Genomic DNA, 23,725 nt, shown 5'->3' with positions numbered 1-23,725 from the left:
TTCTCCCCCTTTTTAAATTCAGAGGTTTTTCTAACATAGAAAAACCTCTTTCCACTAAGAAAGAGGTTTGAAGTTTATCTTCTCCCCTCTTATCTGCCAGAAAGTTTTACTTTCTGCTGGAATTAGCACCGTGCCTTTTGGCGTAATAAACGCCCCATTTCACAATGGTATTACGGTCGGTTGCTGGGCTTCATCGGGCCAAATCCCTCCACCTGCTCTTGATAAGAGTTGTATAATTTTTTGAATTTTTAACTTTATGTTGAAGACTATACCAAGAATAAAAATCACTTGTCAACATTTTATTTGTATAATTCTGGACGGCGATCCGCAAAAACTGGAATTCCTTTACGTACTTCTTTAATTTTCTCGAATTCAAGCTCTCCAAATAAAATTGATTCCTCTTCATTCGCCTCTACTACAACTTCACCCCAAGGATCCACAATTAAAGAATGACCTGCAAACACATTATTCGGATCCTTCCCTGCTCTATTACACGCAACAACATAACACTGATTTTCAACTGCTCTTGCTTGCAATAGCAAACGCCAATGTGCTAAACGAACTAATGGCCATTCAGCTACAACAAATAATACTTTTGCCCCTTTAGCAGTATGAACACGCATCCACTCTGGAAAACGAATATCATAACAAATTGTTCCAGCGCATTCAACATCATCTAGCTTAAATTCGCCCGTACCATTACCAGCTATTAAATATTTATGTTCATCCATAAGCTGAAATAAATGTACTTTACTATATTCGTTGACTAACTGTCCTTCATTATTTACAACATACATCGTATTTGTAACGCCTTGCTCTGTTTGCTTTGCTATGGACCCACCAACAATATGTACATCATATCGCTTCGCCCATTCTATTAACTTTTCTTTCGTTTCCACTCCATCCCTATCTGCAATTTCAGAAAGTCTCGTTAAATCATATCCTGTTGTCCATAGTTCTGGTAAGACGATAACATCTGGCCTTTCCTTCATAGCTTCACTTATTTTATTTTTAGCATTCTCAATATTTTTTTCTACATCTCCAAAAACAATATCCATTTGAATACATGCGACTTTCATTTTTTCAGCCCCATTCTTATTTTTCTCTTTACAAAATACTGGAAAGATTATATCATTTGTCACTAGAATTGTAACAACTTTCAAAAGAGGTGGAAAGTATGAAATTATTTCAACCTTCTGAGATAGTAACATCATTGCCAACACAATTTTTCGCTTCACTTGTTGCAAAAGTTAACAAAGTCGTTGCAGCTGGTCACGATGTTATTAATCTAGGTCAAGGTAATCCAGATCAACCAACACCGCAGCATATCGTAAAAGCTTTACAAGATGCTGCCGAAAAGACCATTCATCATAAATATCCGCCATTTCGCGGACATGAAAGCTTAAAGGAAGCCGTGGCTACATTCTATAAACGTGAATATGGCGTCGAATTAAACCCAAAAACTGAAGTTGCTATTTTGTTTGGTGGGAAGGCTGGACTAGTAGAATTACCGATTTGTTTTACAAATCCTGGTGATACGATTCTCGTTCCGGATCCAGGTTATCCAGATTATTTATCCGGGGTTGCTTTAGCAAAAGCACACTTTGAAAGAATGCCACTTATTGCAGAAAATAACTTTTTACCAGATTATACGAACATTGATGACTCTATTGCAGAGCGTGCAAAATTAATGTTTTTAAACTATCCAAATAATCCTACCGGTGCTACTGCATCAAAAGATTTTTTTGATGAAACCATTCACTTTGCTAATAAACATAATATATTAGTTGTTCACGATTTTGCTTATGGCGCTATCGGATTTGATGGTCAAAAACCTGTTAGTTTCTTGCAAGCAGATGGTGCGAAAGATATAGGAATTGAAATTTACACATTATCAAAAACTTTCAATATGGCTGGCTGGCGCATCGCTTTTGCTGTAGGGAATGAAAGTGTGATTGAAACAATTAACCTATTACAAGATCATATGTATGTTAGTATATTCGGTGCAGTTCAAGATGCTGCTCGAGAAGCGCTATTAAGTTCACAGTCTTGTGTAATAGACCTTGTAAATAGTTACGAATCTCGAAGAAACGCTCTTATTTTAGCCTGTCACTCAATTGGTTGGAATGTAGACATTCCAACAGGATCATTCTTTGCATGGCTTCCCGTTCCAAAAGGATATACCTCTGAGCAATTTTCTAATATTTTACTAGAAAAAGCACATGTCGCAGTTGCTCCTGGTGTTGGATTTGGTGAGCATGGCGAAGGGTATGTCCGTGTTGGTCTCTTACATACAGAAGATAGATTACGAGAAGCCATTAATCGAATTGATAAATTAAATTTTTTCAAAAAGTAATTGACAACACGAAAAATATCTGACAAAATTCAGTTATCTTAAAAATTTAAACATTTCTAAATACTTCTTATCAAGAGCAGGTGGAGGGACGAGCCCGACGAAACCCGGCAACCGATCTACAATTGTAGACACGGTGCTAATTCTCGCAGCATTATGCTGACAGATAAGGAGCTGGTTGTAAAAAAACCTCTCCTTAGCTGAGAGGTTTTTTTATTTAACTAGGAGGTTATAACAATGAGCGGAATAATAGCGACGTATTTGATCCATGACGGTTCACATAACTTAGAAAAAAAAGCTGAGCAAATTGCACTTGGTTTAACAATTGGCTCTTGGACTCATTTGCCACACTTATTACAAGAACAATTAAAACAGCATAAAGGCAATGTCATTCATGTTGAGGAATTAGCTGAACATGAACATACCAATTCGTATTTACGTAAAAAAGTAAAACGCGGAATTATTAAAATCGAATATCCGTTATTAAACTTCAGTCCAGATTTACCAGCAATTTTAACGACTACATTTGGAAAGCTATCCCTTGATGGCGAAGTAAAATTAATTGACTTAACTTTTTCAGACGAGTTAAAAAAACATTTTCCTGGTCCAAAATTCGGGATAGATGGTATTCGAAACCTTTTACAAGTGCATGATCGTCCCCTTTTAATGAGTATTTTTAAAGGAATGATTGGACGAAATATTGGGTATTTAAAAACGCAATTACGCGATCAAGCAATTGGTGGTGTAGATATAGTAAAAGATGATGAAATATTATTTGAAAATGCATTAACACCACTTACGAAACGCATTGTATCTGGAAAAGAAGTTTTACAATCCGTATATGAAACATACGGACATAAAACGTTATATGCCGTAAATTTAACAGGACGAACTTTTGATTTAAAAGAAAATGCTAAACGTGCAGTGCAAGCTGGAGCTGATATTCTATTATTTAACGTATTTGCTTACGGACTAGATGTACTACAATCACTTGCAGAAGATGATGAAATCCCAGTTCCTATTATGGCACATCCTGCTGTAAGTGGTGCTTATTCAGCATCCAAGTTATATGGAGTTTCATCTCCATTATTACTTGGAAAGCTACTACGTTATGCTGGGGCTGACTTTTCATTATTCCCATCTCCATACGGAAGTGTTGCGCTAGAAAAAGAGGAGGCTCTTGCTATCTCAAAATATTTAACTGAAGACGATGCATCTTTCAAGAAGAGCTTTTCTGTTCCGTCTGCTGGTATTCATCCTGGTTTCGTTCCCTTTATTGTACGAGATTTCGGTAAAGATGTTGTTATTAATGCTGGCGGCGGGATACACGGACATCCAAATGGAGCGCAAGGCGGCGGTAAAGCTTTCCGTACTGCAATTGATGCTACTTTGCAAAATAAACCACTCCATGAAGTAGACGACATAAATTTGCATAGTGCACTACAAATATGGGGAAATCCCTCTTATGAGGTGAAATTATGAGTATTCAAGTATTTTGTGATTTCGATGGCACGATTACAAATAATGATAACATTATGTCCATTATGGAAAAATTCGCACCACCAGAAGCCGAAGAAGTAAAGAATAAAATTTTATCACAAGAACTATCCATTCAAGAAGGTGTTTCTCAATTATTTCAATTAATACCTACTAATCTGCACGATGATATTATTCAATTTTTAATAGAAACTGCTGAAATCCGTAGTGGTTTTCATGAGTTTATACAATTCGTAAAGGAAAATAACATTTCTTTTTACGTGATATCAGGTGGAATGGATTTCTTCGTCTATCCACTCTTACAAGGAATCATTCCAAAAGAGCAAATTTATTGTAATGAAACAGACTTTTCAGCAGAGTTTATTACAGTTAAATGGCCTCATTCTTGTGATGATCATTGTCAAAATCATTGCGGATTATGTAAATCATCATTAATCCGTAAATTAAGTGATACAGATGACTTTCATATTGTAATTGGAGATTCTATTACTGATTTACAAGCCGCGAAACAAGCTGATAAAGTATTCGCTCGCGATTTTCTTATTACAAAGTGTGAAGAAAATCATATTGCTTATACACCGTTTGAAACATTTCAAGATGTGCAAGCTGAATTAAAACTTTTGTTGGAGGTGAAGGCATGAAACAACTTTTTCGTCAATGGTATGACTTAAGCGAGATAAAAAAAGAGTTAACAACACGAAATTGGTTCCCAGCAACAAGTGGTAATATTTCTATAAAGGTTAGTCATGAACCACTTACTTTTCTTATTACGGCAAGCGGTAAAGATAAAACAAAAACCACTCCAGATGATTTTCTATTAGTAGATCATGTAGGAGTTCCCGTTTTAGAGACTGAATTACGCCCTTCAGCAGAAACAATATTGCATACACACATTTATAACAATACGAATGCCGGTTGCGTACTTCATGTTCATACAACCGATAATAATGTCATCACAAATTTATATAGTGATGCAGTCACCCTTCAAAATCAAGAAATTATTAAAGCTCTCGATATTTGGGAAGAAGGTGCAACCATTCACATTCCTATTATCGAAAACCATGCCCATATCCCAACACTTGGAGAAAACTTCCGAAAGCATATACAAGGAGATTCGGGTGCAGTATTAATCCGTAACCACGGTATTACCGTATGGGGCCGAGATAGCTTTGATGCAAAGAAGAGATTAGAAGCTTATGAGTTTTTATTCCAATTTCATATAAAACTATTATCAATTCAAGGAGGCGTTTCTAATGGCGCAAATTCGTATTCATGAAGTAAATACTCGTATTGAAAATGAAGTGGAAGTATCTAAATTTCTACAAGAGGAAGGCGTTTTATATGAGAAATGGAATATTTCTAAACTTCCTACTCATTTAAATGAAAATTATTCGTTAACGGATGAAAACAAAGCTGAAATATTAGCTATTTTTTCAAAAGAAATCGCTGATGTTTCAGCACGTCGAGGTTATAAAGCACATGATGTAATCTCACTTTCAAGTAGCACACCTAACCTTGACGAATTATTAATTAATTTCCAAAAGGAACACCATCATACAGATGACGAAGTTCGCTTTATCGTCAGTGGTCACGGCATTTTCGCTATTGAAGGTAAAGATGGGAAATTCTTTGATGTTGAACTTGAGCCAGGCGATTTAATATCTGTTCCTGAAAATGCAAGACATTATTTTACCTTGCAAGATGATCGCCAAGTTGTAGCTATTCGTATTTTTGTGACAACTGAAGGCTGGGTTCCAATCTATTAAGGTAGTTAGTTGAATAAAAGGACTTGGACCCCCTTTTCCAAACTTTTATTCACTCTACATATATACATCCTCCTATGGAACAGACTTATTTCATTTTGAAATAAGTCTGATTTTTTATTTACTTGAAAGTACCATTTCATCACAAATTTACACCTTAATTTTTCAAGTGCATTTTTCGAACATTTTTTGAACATTTATTTAATTTTTTCTGAAAATTCTGTTTTATATGTGATATACTACAATTAACTTAGAAGGAAAATAATATCGCAAACAGAGGGGGATAATCATGAGCTTACTTATCGCACTTATACTTGGAGTTACATGTGGAGCATTTCCTGTTATTTTAGGAGCTATTATGGAAGAGTTAGAAATTGGTGTTTTAGGATTTGTCGCATCTTGTGTAAGCGCTTTATTATTTGGTTTATTCGGCGCTATTCCTGTTTCAATTCTGTGTGCTTTTTATATAATACGCCATGCTCGTACAAAACAATTTGGTCCTAATCACATCGCACAAATTATCCCGTTCCCGGTTGAACGATGCCGACGCGCTTCTAACTTATAATTATAAAAATTAAAGATGACTAAATAAATAAAAGTCCTCAAATGAGGACTTTTATTTATTTTCTTCTAGAAATTGAAACAATTCTTGTAGATGTAGGGCATCTTCACCATAGCTAACAGATACATGAAATATACCATCAATCTCAGCTTGCATATAAAGATCCACTCCATCACGATCATATTTCAATGCCAAATAAAACTCCATTTCTTCTAACATCTTTTTTGAGGTTCGAATTACATAATGTCCCTTCTCATCTCTTCCATATTCAAATTCTGGTTCAAAATCATATTTTTGTTTAAAAGCTTCTTTTTGTCTTTCATTAATTTGCATACAAGTAGCTCGCTGTACAGTATCAATCATCTCATCAAACTTTTGAAGGTCCACCTCGTTTACCCCCTTATATATTTTTTATATAGTACTTGTGTTCCACTATTTTCTTCGCCATCCTTAATTAACTCTTCATACAATTCTTTCGCCAAACTTAAGCCTGGGACTGGTAATTGTAATTTTTCTGCTTCCTCTAAAGCAATTTTCATATCTTTCATAAAATGCTTTACATAAAATCCTGGCTCAAAGTCTCCTTTTAACATTCGAGGAGCTAAATTACTTAATGACCAGCTACCTGCTGCCCCTGTTGAAATACTCTCTAACACTTTATCTGGATTCAGTCCAGCCTTCTTCGCGTAAGCAACAGCCTCACATACTCCAATCATATTGGAAGCAATCGCAATTTGATTGCACATTTTTGTATGTTGTCCACTCCCAGCTGGTCCTTGTAATTGAATGTTTGTTCCTAACTTTTCAAGTAAAGGTAAGCATCTATCATATATTTCTTTCTCCCCACCTACCATAATTGCGAGTTTTGCTTCTTTTGCGCCAACATCTCCTCCTGAGACAGGTGCATCTAACGTATATATATTTTTTCTTTTTGCAACTTCATTAATCCGTTTTGCTAAAGTAGGTGTAGATGTCGTAAAGTCAATTGCTATCGTACCTTCTTTTGCATGTTCTATAATTCCTTCTATACCAAAATACACTTCTTCTACATCATGTGGATATCCAACCATTGTCATTACAATATCAACTTGCTTCACTAACTCTTTTGGCGTATTACACCAATTTGCACCATCTTGCACTAAAGAATCTGTTTTTGCTTTCGTTCTATTATATACATATACTTTATGACCATCTTGCATTAAGTGATAAACCATACTTTTTCCCATTACGCCAATACCAATGAAACCTATTGATAAAGTTTTATGTTCCATTTTCTCATCCCCTTTGTTCTAATAAATCATTTACCATCTTTCGGAACTCTTTATTAAAGTCATCATCCATACTATTTTTCACATTTGAAAATAAAATAACAAAAGTTCCTTTTTCTTTATTAAAATTATTGAAAGTGTTCCAACCAGATAATACACCATGATTATGAAAATAATCTGGATATATATAAAAACTAAATGCATATTTCCGTTCTGCTGAAGGTGAAAACATTGCTTGTATACTTTGTTCAGAAAGAAGTTTTCCATTTATAATTGCTTCGTCTAATTTCTTCATATCTCCAACTGTCGTATACATCTCACCACAACCATATAGCCAATCCATGCCTAACTTCTGCGCTGGTACAAGCTCTTGATCTTTTTTCACATAACCCTTTGTAAAATTTTTATCTCCAGGTACCATATTTCCCATACCGGATTCATGCATATCTGCTTTTACAAATATGTTTTCTTTTATGTAATCTCCTAAAGGTTTTTTCGATATACGTTCTATTATATAAGCAAGCACCATATAATTATAATCTGTATATCTCCAACCTGTTCCTGCAGGAAATTCTAAATTTTGACGTCCAATCCAATTAATTAATTGTAAGCGGGAAGCCGCATTAATATTGCCTTTTGCGTGTTCAGGTAAACCAGAGGTATGCGTTAATAAATGATATAGCGTAATATTTTTATTCTCCGGAAATGAAGGAATATATTTATTTACATTATCTTGAATATTCAATTTCCCTTGTTCTTGCAGCTGTAAAATAGATGTGGCAACGACTGTTTTCGTAATAGAACCGATACGATATTTTGTTTGAGGCGTATTTTCTATTTTATTTTGAACATCAGCATACCCATATCCTTTATTCAATATAACATGCTCTTTATCTGTTACCAAAACTGTTCCATTGAATTGCTTTCCGACTAAATATTGATCTAATTTTTGAGATATGCTAGCATAATCAATTTGTTGCTCTTCTTTTTCTTCTATATTCCCTTGTACTTCCGATTCAATAGTAGGATTCACTTTAGTTGTTAATACAGTGTTTTCCTTTATATTGGGGCTAACAAGAAAATAGTATACTCCGCCGCCAACTATAGCAGACAGTGAAGCCACCACCATTACTTTTTTTATCATATTGATCCTCCATAATTCCTTCGCTAAAAATTGTCCCCCTATTCTATTATCAAACAATAAAAAAAAATCGCAACAATTTGTTGCGAAAAATCACATTTTTTCTTTTCTATACACACATACTTGATTCTTTCCATTTTTTTTCGCTTCATATAATGCAATATCCGCTCGTTGCATTAATTCTTCTCTTGTAGTTCCTTGTTCATATAACGCAACTCCAAAGCTAGCTGTTAACTTCGAAATTCCAGTGAATTGCTTTGTTTCAATGAAGAATCGTAATGATTCCGCAACTTGAAATGCTTCCTTTTCTACTGTATTTGTCACTAATATAATGAATTCTTCCCCTCCCCATCTTGCAAATACATGTTGCTGCTCCACTTTAGATTTCATAAGCTCTGCAAGTTGTATTAATGCCAAATCGCCAAAATCATGACCATATGTGTCATTAACTGTTTTAAAATTATCTATATCAAATAAAATAATTGCTATTTTCTCATCATTACGTATTACCTTTTCCCATTCTACCTCTAGTATTTGTTGAAACTTTAAACGATTATAAATCTCTGTCAATGAATCTATCATAGCAAGTCTTTCTTGTTCTTGATAGATTTCATCTAATTCTGTAATTTCCGTGCACTTTACAATAAATCTTGATAAATCTTCTGGCAATGGTGTCGCACGTAATAGAAAAGTAGATACTGCCCCTTCATAATTTGACATCTTAATTCTTCTACCGCTTGATAAAGTATCGTCTAGCCATGTTATATCATGCGTCGTCGAGTAGTATCCATTTTCTCTAATAAAATGTTCAGCAAATACTAAATGTTGCTCGCGATAGGCAAACAAATTTTCATATCCGAAAAACGTTAAAAAATTTGTATTACAATCAACAATTTCATCATCTTCTACTATAAATAATAAATCATTTTGAAAATCAAACATCGTTTGAAGCAGTTCCTGTTGTAAACTAACTTGCCTTACTAAAGAAAGTTGATACAAACTCTTATTCACTTCTTCTAACACTGCTTGCGGAGTTACAGGGGCTATTACAATATTACGTATTCCTAATGCAAGTACATCTGTAAATTCCTTTGTTATTTGTTGATCCCAAATGACAATGAATGTACTTTGCGAGGTATACATATTCTTTATATATTTTATTTGAGAATAATCTGTTACATACATAATTATAATGTGCGGTTTCGTTCTTTGAAATAATAGTTCGCCCTCTTCAAAACTATTTGCTATAAACATACATTTTGGATGGATATTTTCTATCGTTTGTTGATGTTTACATCCATTTTCTATATAAAGGACATTTAACTGCAGATCTTGTAACACATTTTGGAAAACCGTATTCTCTAATAAAAAATGTAGTATGTTCATCACTAGTCTTCACTCACTTCATATATCTTGTTCTACTGAATTCCTCACAAACATTTCTAAAAGACTGTTCTCCAATAAACTTTAATTTGTGAGAAATACATATTAACAAGCTAATTGAGAATGTTATCTTCCCTTTTCACTCTATAAATTCCTTTTTTAGTGTATGATTATAGGAATTATATCGTTTGTATGAATGCCCTAGCTTATTTCTTAAAACTTGACAATTAAAATAAAGATATTATATTCTTAAATTCGACAACTTACAAAATGTAAGTAATATACATTGCGTTTTCCCGATAATTTTATATACAATTTGGAGGATATATTATGACAAACGACAACTTTTTTAACGTTCTATATGAACGCACATCTACACGTGCATTCAACCCAAATAAAGAAATCTCATCTACAGAATTACATGAGATTTTAAAAGCAGCAGCACAAGCACCTTCCGCTTGGAACTTACAACACTGGAAATTCCTTGTTTTTCAAGGTAAAGATGTACAAAAACGATTACACCCAATAGCTTATAACCAACAACAAATTCTTGATGCTTCTGCAGTAGTCGCTATTTTAGGTGATTTAGAAGCTTATAAAAATGTTGAGCCAGTATATGGTCCAATTGTAGAACAGGGATTTATGAAAGAAGAAGCAAAAGAACGCTTAGCTAAAAATATTGAATCTGCATATGCTCGTGAACAATTCCCAAGAGATGCTGCCTTTTCAAATGCATCTTTAGCAGCAATGCAACTTATGCTTGCAGCTAAAGCAACTGGTTGGGATACTTGTGCTATTGGTGGCTTCAATCCACAAGCACTGACAGACGAATTTAACGTTTCATCTCGTTACGTTCCTATTATGCTTATTACAATTGGTGAATCAACTTTAAAAGGCCACCCTGCACCTCGCATGAGCGTAGAGCAAGTAAGCGAGTGGGCAAAATAATAAAAAACGAAGGCAACTACATTGCCTTCGTTTTTTTATTCCCTGTCATAATTTTGTAATATTACTACAAATCATTCGACATTTATACTTATGGAAAAGTATATTCTATTCCCTTCTCATAAATAAACGTGACGTTTCGTGTCGAATTTTGTTAAGGCGTTGAAATATACCCGTGTATTTTTGTTACAATTGTGATACAATGATAACAAATAGATAACAAGAGAGGGATTTTCATTGAGTTCATACGGAAGCTTTATCGCACTTTTATGTTACATAGTAACTGTACTGCTTCTATATTTTATTGGCGATGCCGCAAACATCTCCATTTTACAATTTCCAAAAGAAGAAGCATTCCAATTAGAATCAGAAAAACATACTGCACGATCCATTGTACCACTACTCCTAGCTCTTCCTGTATATATCATCGTTTTATATAAAAGTAAAAAAGTGTAAAGGCTACCCATTTCATTTATTTCGGTGGTTTTTACATTTTTTTGTTATATTCCACCTATTTTAAACATCATTCCATACTAAACACCCAGCTAGTCATTTAAAATGAGAAAATCCCCTAGAAAAAATTCCACTCTCTGTCCAGTCACTAACTACCGAACTTACATAGATTATAAGTGTGAAGGGGGTGATGAGGATTATGTTTGGATCATTTGGATGCTGTGATAACTTTAGAGAATGTCATCATCATGAAAGAGAGCGCGACCATCGCGAGAAAGAGAGAGAGAGAGAGGTTAGACCACAACAACCAGCTGTATGTAACGTACTTGCTAGCATTTCAGTTGGAACAGAACTTTCTCTTTTAAGCATTAGAGGTAATGGTACTTTCAACAATGTAATTTTTGAAGGTTTCGCTAACGGTGTTGCTCTTTTCTCTGCTTTAGCTCGTAATGACAAAGACAACAAAGATAACAATAAAGACGATAAGAACAATCAAAATCGAAATACTTTTACTGGTATTTTACGTGTATGCCCAACTGATATCGTTGCAATCGCTATCTAATTCTGTCTCTTATCCTCGATAGTAAGCAAATAAGATTTACTTTTCTCATAGAAAAAACCTGAGACCGATTTCAAATCGACTCAGGTTTTTTTATTAATTAGATGCTTTTAACTAGTTCAACAACTTCTTCAGCAGTTGACATCATTAATGCTTTTTCTGCTAATGTTTCCATTTCTGCTTTTGACAACTTGCTTAGCTGTGTTCTTGCAGGAAGAATAGATGTTGCACTCATACTGAACTCATCTAACCCTAATCCTAATAGTAATGGGATAGCAAGTGAATCGCCCGCCATCTCACCACACATACCAGCCCATTTTCCTTCTTTATGAGCAGCATCGATAACCATTTTTACAAGACGTAAAATAGATGGGTTATATGGTTGGTATAAGTATGATACTTGTTCGTTCATACGGTCTGCAGCCATTGTGTATTGGATTAAATCATTTGTTCCGATAGAGAAGAAGTCAACTTCTTTCGCGAATTGATCTGCTAATACTGCTGAAGCTGGGATTTCAACCATCATACCAACTTCAATAGAATCAGAAACAGTTGTACCCGCTTCTACAAGTTTCGCTTTCTCTTCTAATAAAATTGCTTTCGCTTGACGGAACTCATCAAGAGTTGCAATCATTGGGAACATAATTTTTAAGTTACCGTATACGCTAGCACGAAGTAATGCACGAAGTTGTGTACGGAACACATCTTGCTCATCAAGACATAAGCGAATTGCACGATATCCTAAGAATGGGTTCATTTCTTTTGGTAAATGTAAGTATGGAAGCTCTTTATCTCCACCGATATCAAGTGTACGAACAACGACTGGTTGACCTTCTTTTACACCTTCAAGAACTGCTTTATACGCTTCGAACTGCTCTTCTTCTGTTGGAAGATTGTCACGGCCCATGTATAAGAATTCTGTACGGTATAAGCCAACGCCTTCTCCGCCATTATCGATAATACCTTGTACATCATTTGGTGTTCCGATATTTGCAACAAGCTCAACGTGATGTCCGTCACTTGTTACAGTAGCTTGGTCTTTTAATTTAGCCCATTCAGCTTTTTGCTCTTCAAATTTCGCTTTCTTTTCTTCAAACGAACGAAGAGTTTCTTCTGATGGGTTTACAATTACTTCTCCATCTAAACCGTCAATGATAACGATATCGCCATTTTGGATTTTCTCCATAACAACTTTTGTACCAACAACAGCTGGAATTTCCATAGAACGAGCCATAATTGCTGAGTGAGATGTACGTCCACCGATATCAGTAGTGAAACCTTTTGCATACTTACGGTTTAACTGAGCTGTATCAGATGGTGTTAAATCTTCAGCAATGATGATTACCTCTTCAGAAATTGTACCAGGATTTGAGAAGTTAATTCCTAGTAAATGTGCAAGAACGCGTTTTGTTACGTCACGAATGTCCGCAGCACGTTCTTTCATATATTCGTTATCCATGTTTTCAAACATAGAAATAAACATTGATGCAACTTCATCCATTGCAAATTCAGCATTTACTTTTTCGCTATTTACTTTATCTTTTACTGGGTTTACTAGTTCTGGATCATTTAACACTAATAAATGTGCTTCAAAGATTGCAGCTTTGTCAGCACCTAGCTCAGCAAATGCGTGGTCCTTAATAGCTTCTAATTCAGTTTTTGCTTTCTCAAGCGCAGCGTCTAAGCGTGCAATTTCTGCAGCTTCGTTTGTAATTGATTTCTTTTCGATGTTAAATTCAGGATTTTCAAGTCTGAAAGCCTTTGCAATAGCAATCCCACTTGATGCAGCGATCCCTTGAATGTTAAGAGTCATTATTCTCCTAATCCTTCGTTTTTCATAGTTTCTTCGATAGCTGCTAGTGCTTGAGCTGCATCATCACCATTTGCAGTGATTTTAATTTCTGCGTTTTGTTGAATGCCTAAAGACATAACGCCCATGATTGATTTTAAGTTAACGTTCTTTCCGTTATACTCTAAGTTAATATCAGAACCGAATTTGCTTGCAGTGTTTACAAGTAGAGTTGCTGGACGAGCATGAATTCCTGAGTCGCTAGTTACTTTAAAGATTTTTTCCATGATAATTTATCTCCTTTAAATTACAGTATTTTTTAGTTGTATAGACGTGAGTACTACATCATCTATTGTATATAATAGGCGATGTTCGGTCAACCACATCGCCTATTATAATTATAAACATTTTGCGTCAAATTCCTACTGAATGTCAATAATAGCGGTTTCGCCCTTCTTAACATTTCCATCTTTTTTCAATTCGACTTGTTGCCCTTGTTGTAAGTTTGTAAAGACAATTGGTGTAATGATAGATGGTGCATTTTCTTTTACAAATGCAAGATCTACTTTTAATAATGGTTGGCCTTGTTTCACCTTGTCGCCTTGTGCTACAAGCGCTTCAAAACCTTCACCATTTAATTTTACAGTATCAATACCGAAGTGAATTAAAATTTCTTTTCCGCCTTCAGATTGAATACCAATCGCATGTTTTGTAGGGAATACATTGACAATCTCACCGTTCACTGGAGAAACTACTGTTCCTTCAGTTGGCTCAATTGCAAATCCGTCTCCCATCATTTTTCCTGAGAATACTTGGTCAGGTACTTCTGTAATTGGTAAGATTTTTCCTTCGATTGGTGATACAATTGTTTCATTTTCATCAACTTTTTGAGGAGTTTCTTCCACTTTTACAGGTTCTTCTTTTTCAACATGAGGTGTACGACCTGACATAATATCATGAATTTGTGATTTTAATGTGTCAGATTTCGGTCCGAAAATAGCTTGAATGTTATTTCCAACTTCAAGTACACCAGCTGCTCCAAGTTCTTTTAAGCGGTCTTTGTTTACATTCTTTTGTTCGTTAACTTGAACACGTAAACGAGTAATACAAGCATCTAAAGAAGCAATGTTTTCTTTACCACCAAGTGCTACTAATACTTCACGAGGGAGTTCGCCTGCTTCTGCTTTTCCTGCGCCGTCATTTGCATTTGCCACTTCACGACCAGGTGTTTTTAGATTCCATTTACGAATTGCAAAGCGGAATCCGAAGTAGTAAATAACTGCTAGTACAAGACCAACAATAATTACCCACCACCATGCTGTACGGCCTGGTAGTACACCGAATAATAGGAAGTCAATTAAACCACCAGAGAATGTCATACCAATTTTAACACCTAAAATTTGCATTGTCATAAATGATAGACCAGCAAATACAGCGTGAATTCCGAATAATACTGGTGCTACGAATAAGAATGAAAATTCAAGTGGCTCTGTAATACCTGTTAAGAAAGATGTTAATGCTGCAGAACCTAAAATACCTGCTGCTAATTTTTTATTTTCTGGACGTGCTTCATGGTACATTGCTAAAGCTGCTGCTGGAAGACCGAACATCATGAACGGATACTTACCAGTTGTAAATGTACCTGCTGTTAATTCTACACCGTCTTTTAACTGTGCCATAAAGATTTTTTGGTCACCACGGATTAATTCGCCAGCTGCATTTGTATACTGACCGAATTCGAACCAGAACGGTGAATAGAAAATGTGATGTAATCCAAATGGAATTAATGAACGTTCAATTAAACCGAATATAAATGCTGCAATTGTTCTATTTGCATCAATCATTTGATGTGAGAACGTGTTTAAGCCACCTTGAATGTATGGCCAAACGAAGCACATGATAATACCTACTATTAAAGAGAATGTTGCAGTTGCAATCGGTACGAAACGCTTACCTGCAAAGAAACCTAAGTATGATGGTAATTCAATATTGAAGTATTTATTATAGCAATATGCCGCTACTATACCGACGATAATACCACCAAATACCCCTGTTTGTAGCGTTGGAATACCTAATACGTTTGCATACGCTGGATCTGCAAATCCAATTTTTACTGGGTCTGCTCCAGAACTTGTTACTTTCACTAGCTTATCTACTTCTAAGAACACACTCATCGTTTTGTTCATAATTAAGTAGCCGACGAATGCTGCTAAACCAGCTACTCCGTCTCCACCAGCTAAACCAATTGCTACCCCAACTGCGAATAATAATGCAAGGTTAGCGAAAATAATATCACCAGATTGTTCCATAATTTTTGCAACCATTACGAACCAATCTGCTTTTAAAGCAGGAATAACATTTGTTAACTGTGGATTTTGAAATGCATTACCAAATCCAAGTAAAATACCTGCCGCCGGTAAAATCGCTACTGGAAGCATTAACGCTTTTCCGACTTTTTGAAGAACACCAAAGATCTTCTTAAACATGGAAACCCTTCCTCTCTTATCTATATTGATACCTTCCGACAAACGCCAAAAAGACATGAGGAAAAAAAGATAGAACGATAGCTATACAAAGGGTAGTATATCCCTTTCTCTAGCTTACATTCCTTACTTTTCTCCACTCATGCCTGATCGAATCAGTAACACGTGTCAAAAATAGGTTTACGTATAAGTTCACTATAATTAAGGCAAACGTTTTCGTTACTCACCTTAATGTGTTTGTCGAAATTTGTATAACTTTGCAATAGTTATTATACATAACTATTGTAAGCGATTCAATCATTTTTTTTAACGTTTTCATTTTAGACAAAAATATATGGCTTTTTACACATGCTCTGCCTTTACTAAGCGTTGCAAGTGCATCGTTAAATAAATACTTTCAGCTTCATATACAGGTAGTTGCAACTCTTTTTGCATGACCTTAACTAGCTTCCAAGCCAAGTTATAGCAAGCTGGATACTCCGCCTTTAATAAATCAGCAAAACTTTGCGATTCCTCTACTTTTTCTCCTTTTTTCACCCTCTCAATAGCATATTGAAGATGACGAATAAGACGTAAATAATGAATGCTCTCTTGATCTAATGTAATTTGTAAGTTTGTCTCAATTAAAGATACAAGTTGTGCAATGAGACGGGAGTTTTGATTAACTGAAGATAAATCAGAATTTGTAAGCGAACTGTAAATGTGAAGTGCAATAAAACCAATTTCTCCTTCTGGCAATGTAATTTGCAAACGAGAATTTAAAAGTTCTACAACACCTTCCGCAATTTCATATTCCTTTGGATAGAGCATTTTTGTTTCAACTAAAAAAGGGTTATCAATTGTAAGTCCTTGTTTTAACCTTTTAATCGCAAATGAAATATGATCTGTTAACGCAATATGAATATGTTCATTTAGTGGCGATTTCGCTTTCCCTTGAATGTACAGCATAATATCGTTCATCAATTCAATTAATTTTTCACTAATATGCGGCACTAATAATTTGTATTGTTCACGATCACGTTCATTTTTTAAGACAAACATCTTTTCGATTTGTTCTTGCTCCAATACATCTTTCGCTTTTTTCCCAAATCCAATTCCTTTACCAATCACTACTACTTCCTCGTGTTCCGGATGGCTAGCAATGATGACATTATTATTTAAAACTTTTTTAATTTCTAGATAATTACTCATATAACACCACCCTCGTACTTAAATAGCCTACTTTTATGTTACAGAATATTCTTCTTTGTCGTCAATGTAAAACATCTGCCATTTAATAAAAATTCATTTTTTAGACATGTTTATATATGATGCGTATAATGTAAGAGCAACTGTACATAGAAAGGAGATAACAGCATGATTAAAATGTTTGTAAGTGATATCGATGGTACAATGATGCAACACGGAGGTCTTATTGACGAACAAGATGTTGCGGCACTGCGCAGCCTTGCCGAGCAAAATGTTATTCTTTGCTTCGCTTCCGGAAGACTTGATAATGAAATTGCAGACTTAATGAAAGCTGTAAATACAAATTTTCATCGCATTAGTGTAAATGGTGTTTTTGTATATACACATGAAAATAAACAACTATTATCTGCAACTTTTGATTCCAGCATACTTCCCGATTTGTTAGCTATGACGAATGAAGATCCTTATTTCCGTTATGTAAGTGATGAGCATAATTATTACATTGAAGAGAAAACACCTTTCATTCAAGAACTTGAACAACAAGTAACTATGACTTCTGTTGAAGAACCAAACTTACTACAGAAGATTGATGATACAATTTTCCCAAATAAAATTTCTGTCGGTGGAACAAAGGAGAGCTTACAACTCCTTCAGAAAAAAATTGATGAAAAATTCCACGGGAAAGTTAGTACTTTCATCTCAGCAGAACAATGTTTAGATGTAATGCCACCGAATGTTAGTAAAGGCTCTGCCATTTCTGTTTTATTAAATGAGTTTCAAATAAAACCTGAGGAAATTGCTTGTATAGGGGATTCTTATAATGACATTCCTATGTTTTCTTTAACTCCTCACAGTTTTGCTATGTCGCAAGCAGATGATGCAGTAAAAAAACACGCTCACTATGTAGTAAATCACGTCAAAGATGCTGTTAACCACGTAATTGCTCATAATAAAAATACGACTCATTCCTTATAAGGATGAGTCGTATTTTTATTTCTTTACATGTTAACCATTTTCAATTCCACTGTACTTCACAAACTGAAATATACTATTTGTTACGTGCGATATTCGTAATAAATTTATAACGATCTCCACGATAAATACATTTCACGTACTCTAGCGGTATCTCACCTTCTGAATATGACCATTGACGCATTACAAGTACAGGCGCCTTTTTAGGAATATGCAGATGTTCAGCTTCATTTTCCGTCGCAACGGAAGCTTCAATTGACTGAGTAGCGCTAACAAGTTTAAAGCCCAGTTTTTTCTCTAAATGTTCATATAAAGATTGTTGCAATATCTCTTCGTTAATATCTTTTACAAGAGCTGGCGACAAATATGTCGTCTCAAAAGCAATCGGTTCATCATCAGCTAAGCGAATACGCCTCACTTCATAAACCGATTCCCCCTCCTGTATTCTCAACCGGTCTGCTATTTTAGCAGTAGCTGGAACTAGGCGGAAACTAAGTAATTGACTACTTGGGTTCATCCCACGAGAAATCATGTCTTCTGTGAATCCCGTCATTCCTTGCAATTTTTGTTCCACTTTCGGAAGTTGGACAAATGTTCCAATTCCACGCTTCCGATATAAATAGCCTTGTTCCACTAAATTATTAATCGCCTGTCTGATTGTCATTCGACTCACTTCGAACTTATCACAAAGTTCATTCTCAGATGGGATTTTATCTCCCGGCTTCCATTCGCCGTCCTCAATTAGCTGTTTCACCCACTCTTGAATCTGATAATAGATCGGAAATGGTGAATACTTGTCGATGTTCATCAGCAATCGCCTCACTGCATAAAGATAGAGCTTCTTGATCAGCGATTACGGTTACATTCGGATGACGTTGTAAAACTGTAGCCGGACACTCTTCACTATATTCACCTTGCAATAATTCTTTAACAGCTTCTGCCTTTTTAGAACCCATAGCAACAAGTAGAACTTGTTTCGCTTTCATAATGCTTCCAATTCCCATTGTAATCGCATGAGTTGGCACATCTTCTTCTTTTTCGAAGAATCGAAGGTTTGCTTGGCGTGTAGATTCTGTTAATTCAACAATGTTTGTTGGAGAATTAAACGGTGTTCCTGGCTCATTAAATCCGATGTGACCGTTTTCACCGATTCCAAGAATCTGTAGGTCAACTGGGTTAGCAGCTAGAATGCTCTCGTAACGTTTGCACTCTTCCTCTAAATCACTTGCCATCCCGTTTGGTACATAAGTTTGTTTAAATGGAAGATGATCAAACAACTGTTCTTGCATGAAGTAGTGATAGCTGTTTTTATCTTCATGTGGTAAATTTACGTACTCATCTAAGTTTACAGTGGTTACACGGCTTGTATCAAGTTTATTTTTTCGCATTTCTGCATAAATACCTAATGGAGAGCTTCCTGTAGCCATTCCTAATGTTGGATTTTCTTTTGTTTTTACAACTTCTTCAATTAATTTATAACCTGCTTCTGCTAATTCTTCTGGAGTTTTTACAACAAGAATATTCATTTAATTACTTCCCTTCCTTCATATGAATTCCTAAACGAACCGTATCATATACATGTAAATCTTCATTCATCACAACAAAGTCTGCATCTTTTCCTACCGCTAATGCACCTTTATTATTTAATCCAAACTCTTCTGCTTGGTTAACTGATGTCATAAGTACTGCATCTTTGATTGAACAACCTGTAAATTCAATTACATTTCGGAAAGCTTGATCCATTTTTAGAATACTACCAGCTAACGTTCCATCTTCTAATCGAGCACTACCATCTTTTACATGTACTGGCTGTCCGCCAAGCTCATATAATCCATCTTCAAGACCTTTTGCACGCATTGCGTCAGTAATAACACTTACTTTTTTCGGTCCTTTTAACTTATATGCTAATTTCACCATATCAGGGTGAATATGAATACCATCTGTAATTACTTCAACCATTACATCTGGATTTAATAACACATGACCCACAACTCCTGGTTCACGGTGATGTAATCCACGCATTTGATTGTATAAATGTGTCGCATGTGTAATCTTTCTATTTTTTAGTTGCGCATCAATTGCATCTGTATGTCCCATTGTGCCAACTACACCAGTTTCAGCAAGATATTGTTCAAACTCTAATGCTCCCTCTTCTTCTGGTGCATATGTTACTAATTTAATTAAGTTCCCACTTGCTTCTTGCCATTGTTTAAATTGCTCAATATTTGCAGGAACGATATGTTCAAGTGGCTGTGCACCTGCACGTTTCTTTGAAACATAAGGTCCTTCTAAATGAATATATTCGAAATGCGCTCCTTTTTCTTTTGCTTCTTTCGCAGCAGTTAACGCTGCTTCAATTGCCTCTGGAGCTTGTGTCATTGTTGTTGGGAAGTAAGTTGTAACCCCTTCTTTTAACATTTCTTTACCTAGAGTTACTAACCCATCGCTATTTGCATCCATCGCATCAATATCGTATCCACCATGAATATGAACATCGATCATACCTGGAATTATAATCTTCCCTGTAGCATCAAAAACAGTTTCATTTTCTTGTGGTACATATTGAGCCATCAAACCAATTTCTTTAATGGTTTCTGCGTAACGAATAAATCCGTTTTCCACTATTTCTTGACCTGTGTAAATTTTGGCATTGATGACAATTTGCGTTTTCATTTTCATCGATCCTTTCCCATGAATTACCTACTTGTTATTATTACCTTATTCGCCTAGTTCCATCTTAATATACGCACGAGTAGTTGTCTATACATTCTAATGAAATTTCCTTTTTATTCAACAGAAAAGGAAATTTCTTACGTCTCTTATAATTATAATATATATTATTCATTTTTCCAAAAAGGGACAGTATCGCCCCCTAATATAGAAATCACTTCAACAATGGCATTAATCCGCTAGATTCTAACATAATATGTTCACCATCTGTTTCCATTTCTACTGTACGTTTATTCGTTCTATATACCATTATACCGTGCCTTTTTAAGCGTTTCACTACACTTTGGTGAGGATGTCCATACGGATTATTACTCCCGTACGATAGAATAGCAAACTGCGGTTCCACTTTTTTTATAAACGTTTCACTTGTTGAAGTATATGAGCCATGATGCCCCACTTTTAACACATCTGCATGGACATCAAATTGTTTTAATATTTCATGTTCTGTCCGTACATCCGCGTCACCCATTAATAAAAAATCCGCTTTTCCATATCGCACCTTTAAAACAATTGAGGATTCATTATTTTCATCTTTTGATTTCCCGTTGTTTAATACTTGTATAGAAACATGTGGATCCAGCGGTATATATTGTCCTTCCTTTACTGAAACGAAAGGTATCCCTCTTTTTTTTATATTATTCCGATACGTATGATAAGTAAGAGAACTATATGTTTTTCCGCTATCTAGTATAAGCGATACCGGCATTTGCTCTACAATTGGAATTAACCCCCCTATATGATCCATATCGGGATGCGTACTGACAATTACATCTAAATGATTAATCCCTTTCTCAATTAATTTCTGAATAATAACCTCTCCTGCTTCATAAGGTCCTCCATCAATTAACATTGTTTGTCCATTTGGCATTATAATAAGTGTTGCGTCACCTTGCCCCACTTTTAAAAAGCTCACTTTCATTTTACTAAGATGTTGCCGATGCATATGTAAAGGAGACGTAGTATGAATGGACATCATATACCTTTTAGCTGATGCGCTATTTAAAGAAAAACATAATAAAACAGAAACTAATAATAAAATAATCCGCATACCTCTCATAACTCGTCTCCTTTTTTCATTTAGTATGGCACTGTAAATAATTGATATACAAAAAAAAGCTTAGCAAAATGCTAAGCTTTTATTTCGATATCTCTTGTAAGGAACCGAAGAATAAATCTGCTTCATTCATTTGTTCATTCTCTTCAGAAAGCGGTGGTAAATCATCTAATGTTTTCAATCCAAATGTGTCTAAAAATTCTTTTGTTGTTCCGTATAAAATAGGACGCCCTGGTCCTTCTGCTCTTCCCATTTCTTTTATAAGTAAATGTGAAACCAACGTTTGTAACGCCTTATCAGTTTTAACTCCTCTAATCTCTTCCATTTCAGTCCTTGTGATTGGTTGGCGATATGCAACAATCGCTAACGTTTCGAGGGCAGCTTGTGAGAGTGAAGCAGCTGTTGGTGTATCTATTAATTTTTGATAATATGAAGCATGTTCTTTCTTTGTAGCAAAACGATATACTTTTGCATACTGTACAATTTGCAAACCACGGTTTGCACCTTCACATTCTTGTTGCATTTCTTCTAAAATATTAATTGCTTCATTCATTTCAATTTCAAGAACTTTCGCTATTTGTTCTGGATAAATCCCTTCATCACCAGAAACAAATAAAAGGCCTTCAATAATTGACTTTTGTTCTTTCCTATCCATTTCACGAGCTCCTTCCTTCTATTTTCTCATAAAAATACACATCAAAAAACCGAATCACAATTAATGCGTTCGGTTCAATATTTTTTCTCTTGTTCCAAACGATACATTAAAACATAGCATGAGATAAAATGTTGCTATCCCATTTTCACATACTTGCTCTATGCAGATTTATTAGAGCTTGATACGAAAATTTCATCAAAATTATGTTCTTGCTCAATTATGATTTGTTGGTTTTTCATAAGTTCCAGAACTGCTAAAAATGTTACAACCATTATTTCACGTTCATCATCAACAAACAAATCATAAAAACTTTGGCGACCACCCTTTATTTTTAACTGTTTTAAAATATCAGTCATTCGCTGTTCAATTGGTATTTCTTGACGAGTAATACGTGTTGTTACAGGTTTTTTTGCCTTTTTACGGCGCATTAATTTTTGAAATGCTGCTAGCATATCATATAACGTAACATCAAGAGGTAAGCTTGTCTCCTCTTCTTGTTGCAACGATGTAAAGTCAATTGGTGGACGTGTATATAGCTGTGCTCTTTCTTGTTCTCTTTCTTTTAACTCAGTAGCAACTTGCTTATATTTCTTATATTCAATTAACCTCTCCATCAATTCTTGACGAGGATCATCTATAAAATCATCACCGTTATCAAGTACATCTTCTTCATGTTTCGGCAACAACATCTTACTTTTAATTTGTAATAACGTTGCAGCCATTACTAAATACTCACTTGCAACATCTAATTGAAGTTCTTTCATCGTATGCACATAAGATAAATATTGCTCTGTAATATCTGCTACAGGAATATTATATATATCAATTTCATAACGATGTATTAAATGTAACAATAGATCTAACGGCCCTTCAAAAGCCTCTACTTTAAAATTATATTGCACAAAGCATCCCACCACATTTTTTCTATAA

25 protein-coding genes and 2 riboswitches are annotated in these 23,725 nt (G+C 35.1%); of the genes, 10 read left to right on the top strand and 15 right to left on the bottom strand.

Annotated elements, in window-relative coordinates:
- Positions 1-86: 86 nt before the first annotated feature.
- A riboswitch (SAM riboswitch) is annotated at positions 87-228 on the bottom strand.
- Between the two features lie 71 nt (positions 229-299).
- Positions 300-1,163 carry a carbon-nitrogen family hydrolase gene (locus MR112_RS07575; protein WP_002204714.1) on the bottom strand — a complete coding sequence of 288 codons (864 nt, stop codon included), beginning with the start codon at positions 1,161-1,163 and terminating at the stop codon, positions 300-302.
- Positions 1,164-1,177: 14 nt separating this feature from the next.
- Here MR112_RS07575 and MR112_RS07570 point away from each other — a divergent pair, with 14 nt between their 5' ends.
- From MR112_RS07570 to MR112_RS07545, 6 genes are all read left to right on the top strand, one after another.
- Positions 1,178-2,356, top strand: coding sequence for a pyridoxal phosphate-dependent aminotransferase (locus MR112_RS07570; RefSeq protein ID WP_242244874.1), 1,179 nt, complete (start codon positions 1,178-1,180; stop codon positions 2,354-2,356).
- 64 nt (positions 2,357-2,420) lie between these two features.
- Positions 2,421-2,526: riboswitch (SAM riboswitch) on the top strand.
- Between the two features lie 64 nt (positions 2,527-2,590).
- Complete coding sequence (mtnW, locus tag MR112_RS07565) at positions 2,591-3,835, top strand: 2,3-diketo-5-methylthiopentyl-1-phosphate enolase (protein ID WP_025687566.1); 1,245 nt, start codon at positions 2,591-2,593, stop codon at positions 3,833-3,835.
- Positions 3,832-4,491, top strand: a complete 660-nt coding sequence (locus MR112_RS07560) for a 2-hydroxy-3-keto-5-methylthiopentenyl-1-phosphate phosphatase (RefSeq protein WP_000027461.1) — start codon at positions 3,832-3,834, stop codon at positions 4,489-4,491. The genes mtnW and MR112_RS07560 overlap by 4 nt, the downstream gene beginning before the upstream one ends.
- The gene (locus MR112_RS07555) at positions 4,488-5,126 is read left to right on the top strand and encodes a methylthioribulose 1-phosphate dehydratase (protein ID WP_000811341.1); all 639 of its coding nucleotides are present in this window, start codon (positions 4,488-4,490) and stop codon (positions 5,124-5,126) included. The genes MR112_RS07560 and MR112_RS07555 overlap by 4 nt, the downstream gene beginning before the upstream one ends.
- The gene (locus MR112_RS07550) at positions 5,104-5,616 is read left to right on the top strand and encodes a 1,2-dihydroxy-3-keto-5-methylthiopentene dioxygenase (RefSeq protein WP_000057314.1); all 513 of its coding nucleotides are present in this window, start codon (positions 5,104-5,106) and stop codon (positions 5,614-5,616) included. Before MR112_RS07555 ends, MR112_RS07550 begins: the two co-directional genes overlap by 23 nt.
- A gap of 286 nt (positions 5,617-5,902) precedes the next feature.
- Positions 5,903-6,178: a hypothetical protein gene (locus MR112_RS07545; RefSeq protein WP_000054659.1), complete on the top strand. Its 276-nt coding sequence runs from the start codon at positions 5,903-5,905 to the stop codon at positions 6,176-6,178.
- A 51-nt stretch (positions 6,179-6,229) separates the two neighbouring features.
- On the opposite strand, the gene MR112_RS07540 is transcribed toward MR112_RS07545, so the two are convergent.
- The 4 genes from MR112_RS07540 to MR112_RS07525 form a co-directional block, all read right to left on the bottom strand.
- A complete protein-coding gene (locus MR112_RS07540; RefSeq protein WP_000365622.1) occupies positions 6,230-6,562 on the bottom strand; it encodes a DUF3909 family protein in 333 nt (110 codons plus the stop codon).
- 5 nt (positions 6,563-6,567) lie between these two features.
- Positions 6,568-7,446 carry an NAD(P)-dependent oxidoreductase gene (locus tag MR112_RS07535; RefSeq protein WP_071741175.1) on the bottom strand — a complete coding sequence of 293 codons (879 nt, stop codon included), beginning with the start codon at positions 7,444-7,446 and terminating at the stop codon, positions 6,568-6,570.
- Positions 7,447-7,450: 4 nt separating this feature from the next.
- The gene (locus MR112_RS07530; protein WP_000592912.1) at positions 7,451-8,587 is read right to left on the bottom strand and encodes a serine hydrolase; all 1,137 of its coding nucleotides are present in this window, start codon (positions 8,585-8,587) and stop codon (positions 7,451-7,453) included.
- A 90-nt stretch (positions 8,588-8,677) separates the two neighbouring features.
- Complete coding sequence (locus tag MR112_RS07525; protein ID WP_001023185.1) at positions 8,678-9,970, bottom strand: GGDEF domain-containing protein; 1,293 nt, start codon at positions 9,968-9,970, stop codon at positions 8,678-8,680.
- Positions 9,971-10,297: 327 nt separating this feature from the next.
- On the opposite strand from MR112_RS07525, the gene MR112_RS07520 reads away from it, so the two are divergent.
- The 3 genes from MR112_RS07520 to MR112_RS07510 all read left to right on the top strand — a co-directional run bounded on the left by MR112_RS07520 (position 10,298) and on the right by MR112_RS07510 (position 11,927).
- Positions 10,298-10,915 (top strand): nitroreductase family protein, encoded by a 618-nt coding sequence (locus MR112_RS07520; RefSeq protein WP_000180391.1) that lies wholly within the window; start codon positions 10,298-10,300, stop codon positions 10,913-10,915.
- 234 nt (positions 10,916-11,149) lie between these two features.
- On the top strand, positions 11,150-11,368 hold the full coding sequence (locus MR112_RS07515; protein ID WP_000100485.1) for a hypothetical protein: 219 nt from the start codon (positions 11,150-11,152) through the stop codon (positions 11,366-11,368).
- A 196-nt stretch (positions 11,369-11,564) separates the two neighbouring features.
- A complete protein-coding gene (locus MR112_RS07510) occupies positions 11,565-11,927 on the top strand; it encodes a DUF3915 domain-containing protein (protein ID WP_000468041.1) in 363 nt (120 codons plus the stop codon).
- Positions 11,928-12,024: 97 nt separating this feature from the next.
- Here MR112_RS07510 and ptsP read toward each other — a convergent pair whose 3' ends face one another.
- The 4 genes from ptsP to glcT form a co-directional block, all read right to left on the bottom strand.
- Entirely contained in the window at positions 12,025-13,737 is a 1,713-nt protein-coding gene (ptsP, locus tag MR112_RS07505; RefSeq protein ID WP_000174207.1) for a phosphoenolpyruvate--protein phosphotransferase, read from the bottom strand.
- Positions 13,737-14,000 (bottom strand): phosphocarrier protein HPr, encoded by a 264-nt coding sequence (gene ptsH, locus MR112_RS07500; RefSeq protein WP_000411080.1) that lies wholly within the window; start codon positions 13,998-14,000, stop codon positions 13,737-13,739. Before ptsH ends, ptsP begins: the two co-directional genes overlap by 1 nt.
- A 135-nt stretch (positions 14,001-14,135) precedes the next feature.
- Positions 14,136-16,199 (bottom strand): PTS glucose transporter subunit IIABC, encoded by a 2,064-nt coding sequence (gene ptsG / locus MR112_RS07495; RefSeq protein WP_000473178.1) that lies wholly within the window; start codon positions 16,197-16,199, stop codon positions 14,136-14,138.
- Positions 16,200-16,538: 339 nt separating this feature from the next.
- Positions 16,539-17,387 (bottom strand): glucose PTS transporter transcription antiterminator GlcT, encoded by an 849-nt coding sequence (gene glcT / locus MR112_RS07490; protein ID WP_000073860.1) that lies wholly within the window; start codon positions 17,385-17,387, stop codon positions 16,539-16,541.
- Positions 17,388-17,552: 165 nt separating this feature from the next.
- Between glcT and MR112_RS07485 the strand changes: the two genes are divergently transcribed.
- Complete coding sequence (locus MR112_RS07485; protein ID WP_000594243.1) at positions 17,553-18,359, top strand: Cof-type HAD-IIB family hydrolase; 807 nt, start codon at positions 17,553-17,555, stop codon at positions 18,357-18,359.
- A gap of 73 nt (positions 18,360-18,432) precedes the next feature.
- Here MR112_RS07485 and MR112_RS07480 read toward each other — a convergent pair whose 3' ends face one another.
- From MR112_RS07480 to scpA, 6 genes are all read right to left on the bottom strand, one after another.
- Complete coding sequence (locus tag MR112_RS07480; RefSeq protein ID WP_014894892.1) at positions 18,433-19,164, bottom strand: GntR family transcriptional regulator; 732 nt, start codon at positions 19,162-19,164, stop codon at positions 18,433-18,435.
- Positions 19,094-19,882: a glucosamine-6-phosphate deaminase gene (gene nagB, locus MR112_RS07470; RefSeq protein WP_001024210.1), complete on the bottom strand. Its 789-nt coding sequence runs from the start codon at positions 19,880-19,882 to the stop codon at positions 19,094-19,096. The genes MR112_RS07480 and nagB overlap by 71 nt, the downstream gene beginning before the upstream one ends.
- 4 nt (positions 19,883-19,886) lie before the next feature.
- A complete protein-coding gene (gene nagA / locus MR112_RS07465) occupies positions 19,887-21,029 on the bottom strand; it encodes an N-acetylglucosamine-6-phosphate deacetylase (protein ID WP_074047463.1) in 1,143 nt (380 codons plus the stop codon).
- Between the two features lie 211 nt (positions 21,030-21,240).
- Positions 21,241-22,143 (bottom strand): ComEC/Rec2 family competence protein, encoded by a 903-nt coding sequence (locus MR112_RS07460; protein WP_001214826.1) that lies wholly within the window; start codon positions 22,141-22,143, stop codon positions 21,241-21,243.
- A 79-nt stretch (positions 22,144-22,222) separates the two neighbouring features.
- A complete protein-coding gene (scpB, locus tag MR112_RS07455; RefSeq protein ID WP_000375168.1) occupies positions 22,223-22,795 on the bottom strand; it encodes a segregation/condensation protein ScpB in 573 nt (190 codons plus the stop codon).
- 158 nt (positions 22,796-22,953) lie between these two features.
- Entirely contained in the window at positions 22,954-23,697 is a 744-nt protein-coding gene (scpA, locus tag MR112_RS07450; protein ID WP_001199753.1) for a segregation/condensation protein A, read from the bottom strand.
- Between the last annotated feature and the right edge of the window lie 28 nt (positions 23,698-23,725).

It is taken from the genome of Bacillus cereus group sp. BfR-BA-01330 (genome assembly GCF_022663885.1).
GTDB classification, from domain to species: domain Bacteria; phylum Bacillota; class Bacilli; order Bacillales; family Bacillaceae_G; genus Bacillus_A; species Bacillus_A cereus.
The sequence above is the reverse complement of the archived record's forward strand: the minus strand, read 5'-3'. Positions and strand labels throughout refer to the sequence as shown.

Coding starts and splice junctions, on each gene's coding strand:
- nagA (WP_074047463.1), bottom strand. CDS start 21,029: ATGAAAACGCAAATTGTCATCAATGCCAAAATTTACACAGGTCAAGAA.
- MR112_RS07530 (WP_000592912.1), bottom strand. CDS start 8,587: ATGATAAAAAAAGTAATGGTGGTGGCTTCACTGTCTGCTATAGTTGGC.
- mtnW (WP_025687566.1), top strand. CDS start 2,591: ATGAGCGGAATAATAGCGACGTATTTGATCCATGACGGTTCACATAAC.
- MR112_RS07550 (WP_000057314.1), top strand. CDS start 5,104: ATGGCGCAAATTCGTATTCATGAAGTAAATACTCGTATTGAAAATGAA.
- MR112_RS07525 (WP_001023185.1), bottom strand. CDS start 9,970: ATGAACATACTACATTTTTTATTAGAGAATACGGTTTTCCAAAATGTG.
- MR112_RS07570 (WP_242244874.1), top strand. CDS start 1,178: ATGAAATTATTTCAACCTTCTGAGATAGTAACATCATTGCCAACACAA.
- MR112_RS07485 (WP_000594243.1), top strand. CDS start 17,553: ATGATTAAAATGTTTGTAAGTGATATCGATGGTACAATGATGCAACAC.
- MR112_RS07560 (WP_000027461.1), top strand. CDS start 3,832: ATGAGTATTCAAGTATTTTGTGATTTCGATGGCACGATTACAAATAAT.
- ptsH (WP_000411080.1), bottom strand. CDS start 14,000: ATGGAAAAAATCTTTAAAGTAACTAGCGACTCAGGAATTCATGCTCGT.
- MR112_RS07460 (WP_001214826.1), bottom strand. CDS start 22,143: ATGAGAGGTATGCGGATTATTTTATTATTAGTTTCTGTTTTATTATGT.
- ptsG (WP_000473178.1), bottom strand. CDS start 16,199: ATGTTTAAGAAGATCTTTGGTGTTCTTCAAAAAGTCGGAAAAGCGTTA.
- MR112_RS07535 (WP_071741175.1), bottom strand. CDS start 7,446: ATGGAACATAAAACTTTATCAATAGGTTTCATTGGTATTGGCGTAATG.
- MR112_RS07545 (WP_000054659.1), top strand. CDS start 5,903: ATGAGCTTACTTATCGCACTTATACTTGGAGTTACATGTGGAGCATTT.
- glcT (WP_000073860.1), bottom strand. CDS start 17,387: ATGAGTAATTATCTAGAAATTAAAAAAGTTTTAAATAATAATGTCATC.
- MR112_RS07555 (WP_000811341.1), top strand. CDS start 4,488: ATGAAACAACTTTTTCGTCAATGGTATGACTTAAGCGAGATAAAAAAA.
- ptsP (WP_000174207.1), bottom strand. CDS start 13,737: ATGACTCTTAACATTCAAGGGATCGCTGCATCAAGTGGGATTGCTATT.
- nagB (WP_001024210.1), bottom strand. CDS start 19,882: ATGAATATTCTTGTTGTAAAAACTCCAGAAGAATTAGCAGAAGCAGGT.
- MR112_RS07520 (WP_000180391.1), top strand. CDS start 10,298: ATGACAAACGACAACTTTTTTAACGTTCTATATGAACGCACATCTACA.
- MR112_RS07510 (WP_000468041.1), top strand. CDS start 11,565: ATGTTTGGATCATTTGGATGCTGTGATAACTTTAGAGAATGTCATCAT.
- MR112_RS07480 (WP_014894892.1), bottom strand. CDS start 19,164: ATGAACATCGACAAGTATTCACCATTTCCGATCTATTATCAGATTCAA.
- scpB (WP_000375168.1), bottom strand. CDS start 22,795: ATGGATAGGAAAGAACAAAAGTCAATTATTGAAGGCCTTTTATTTGTT.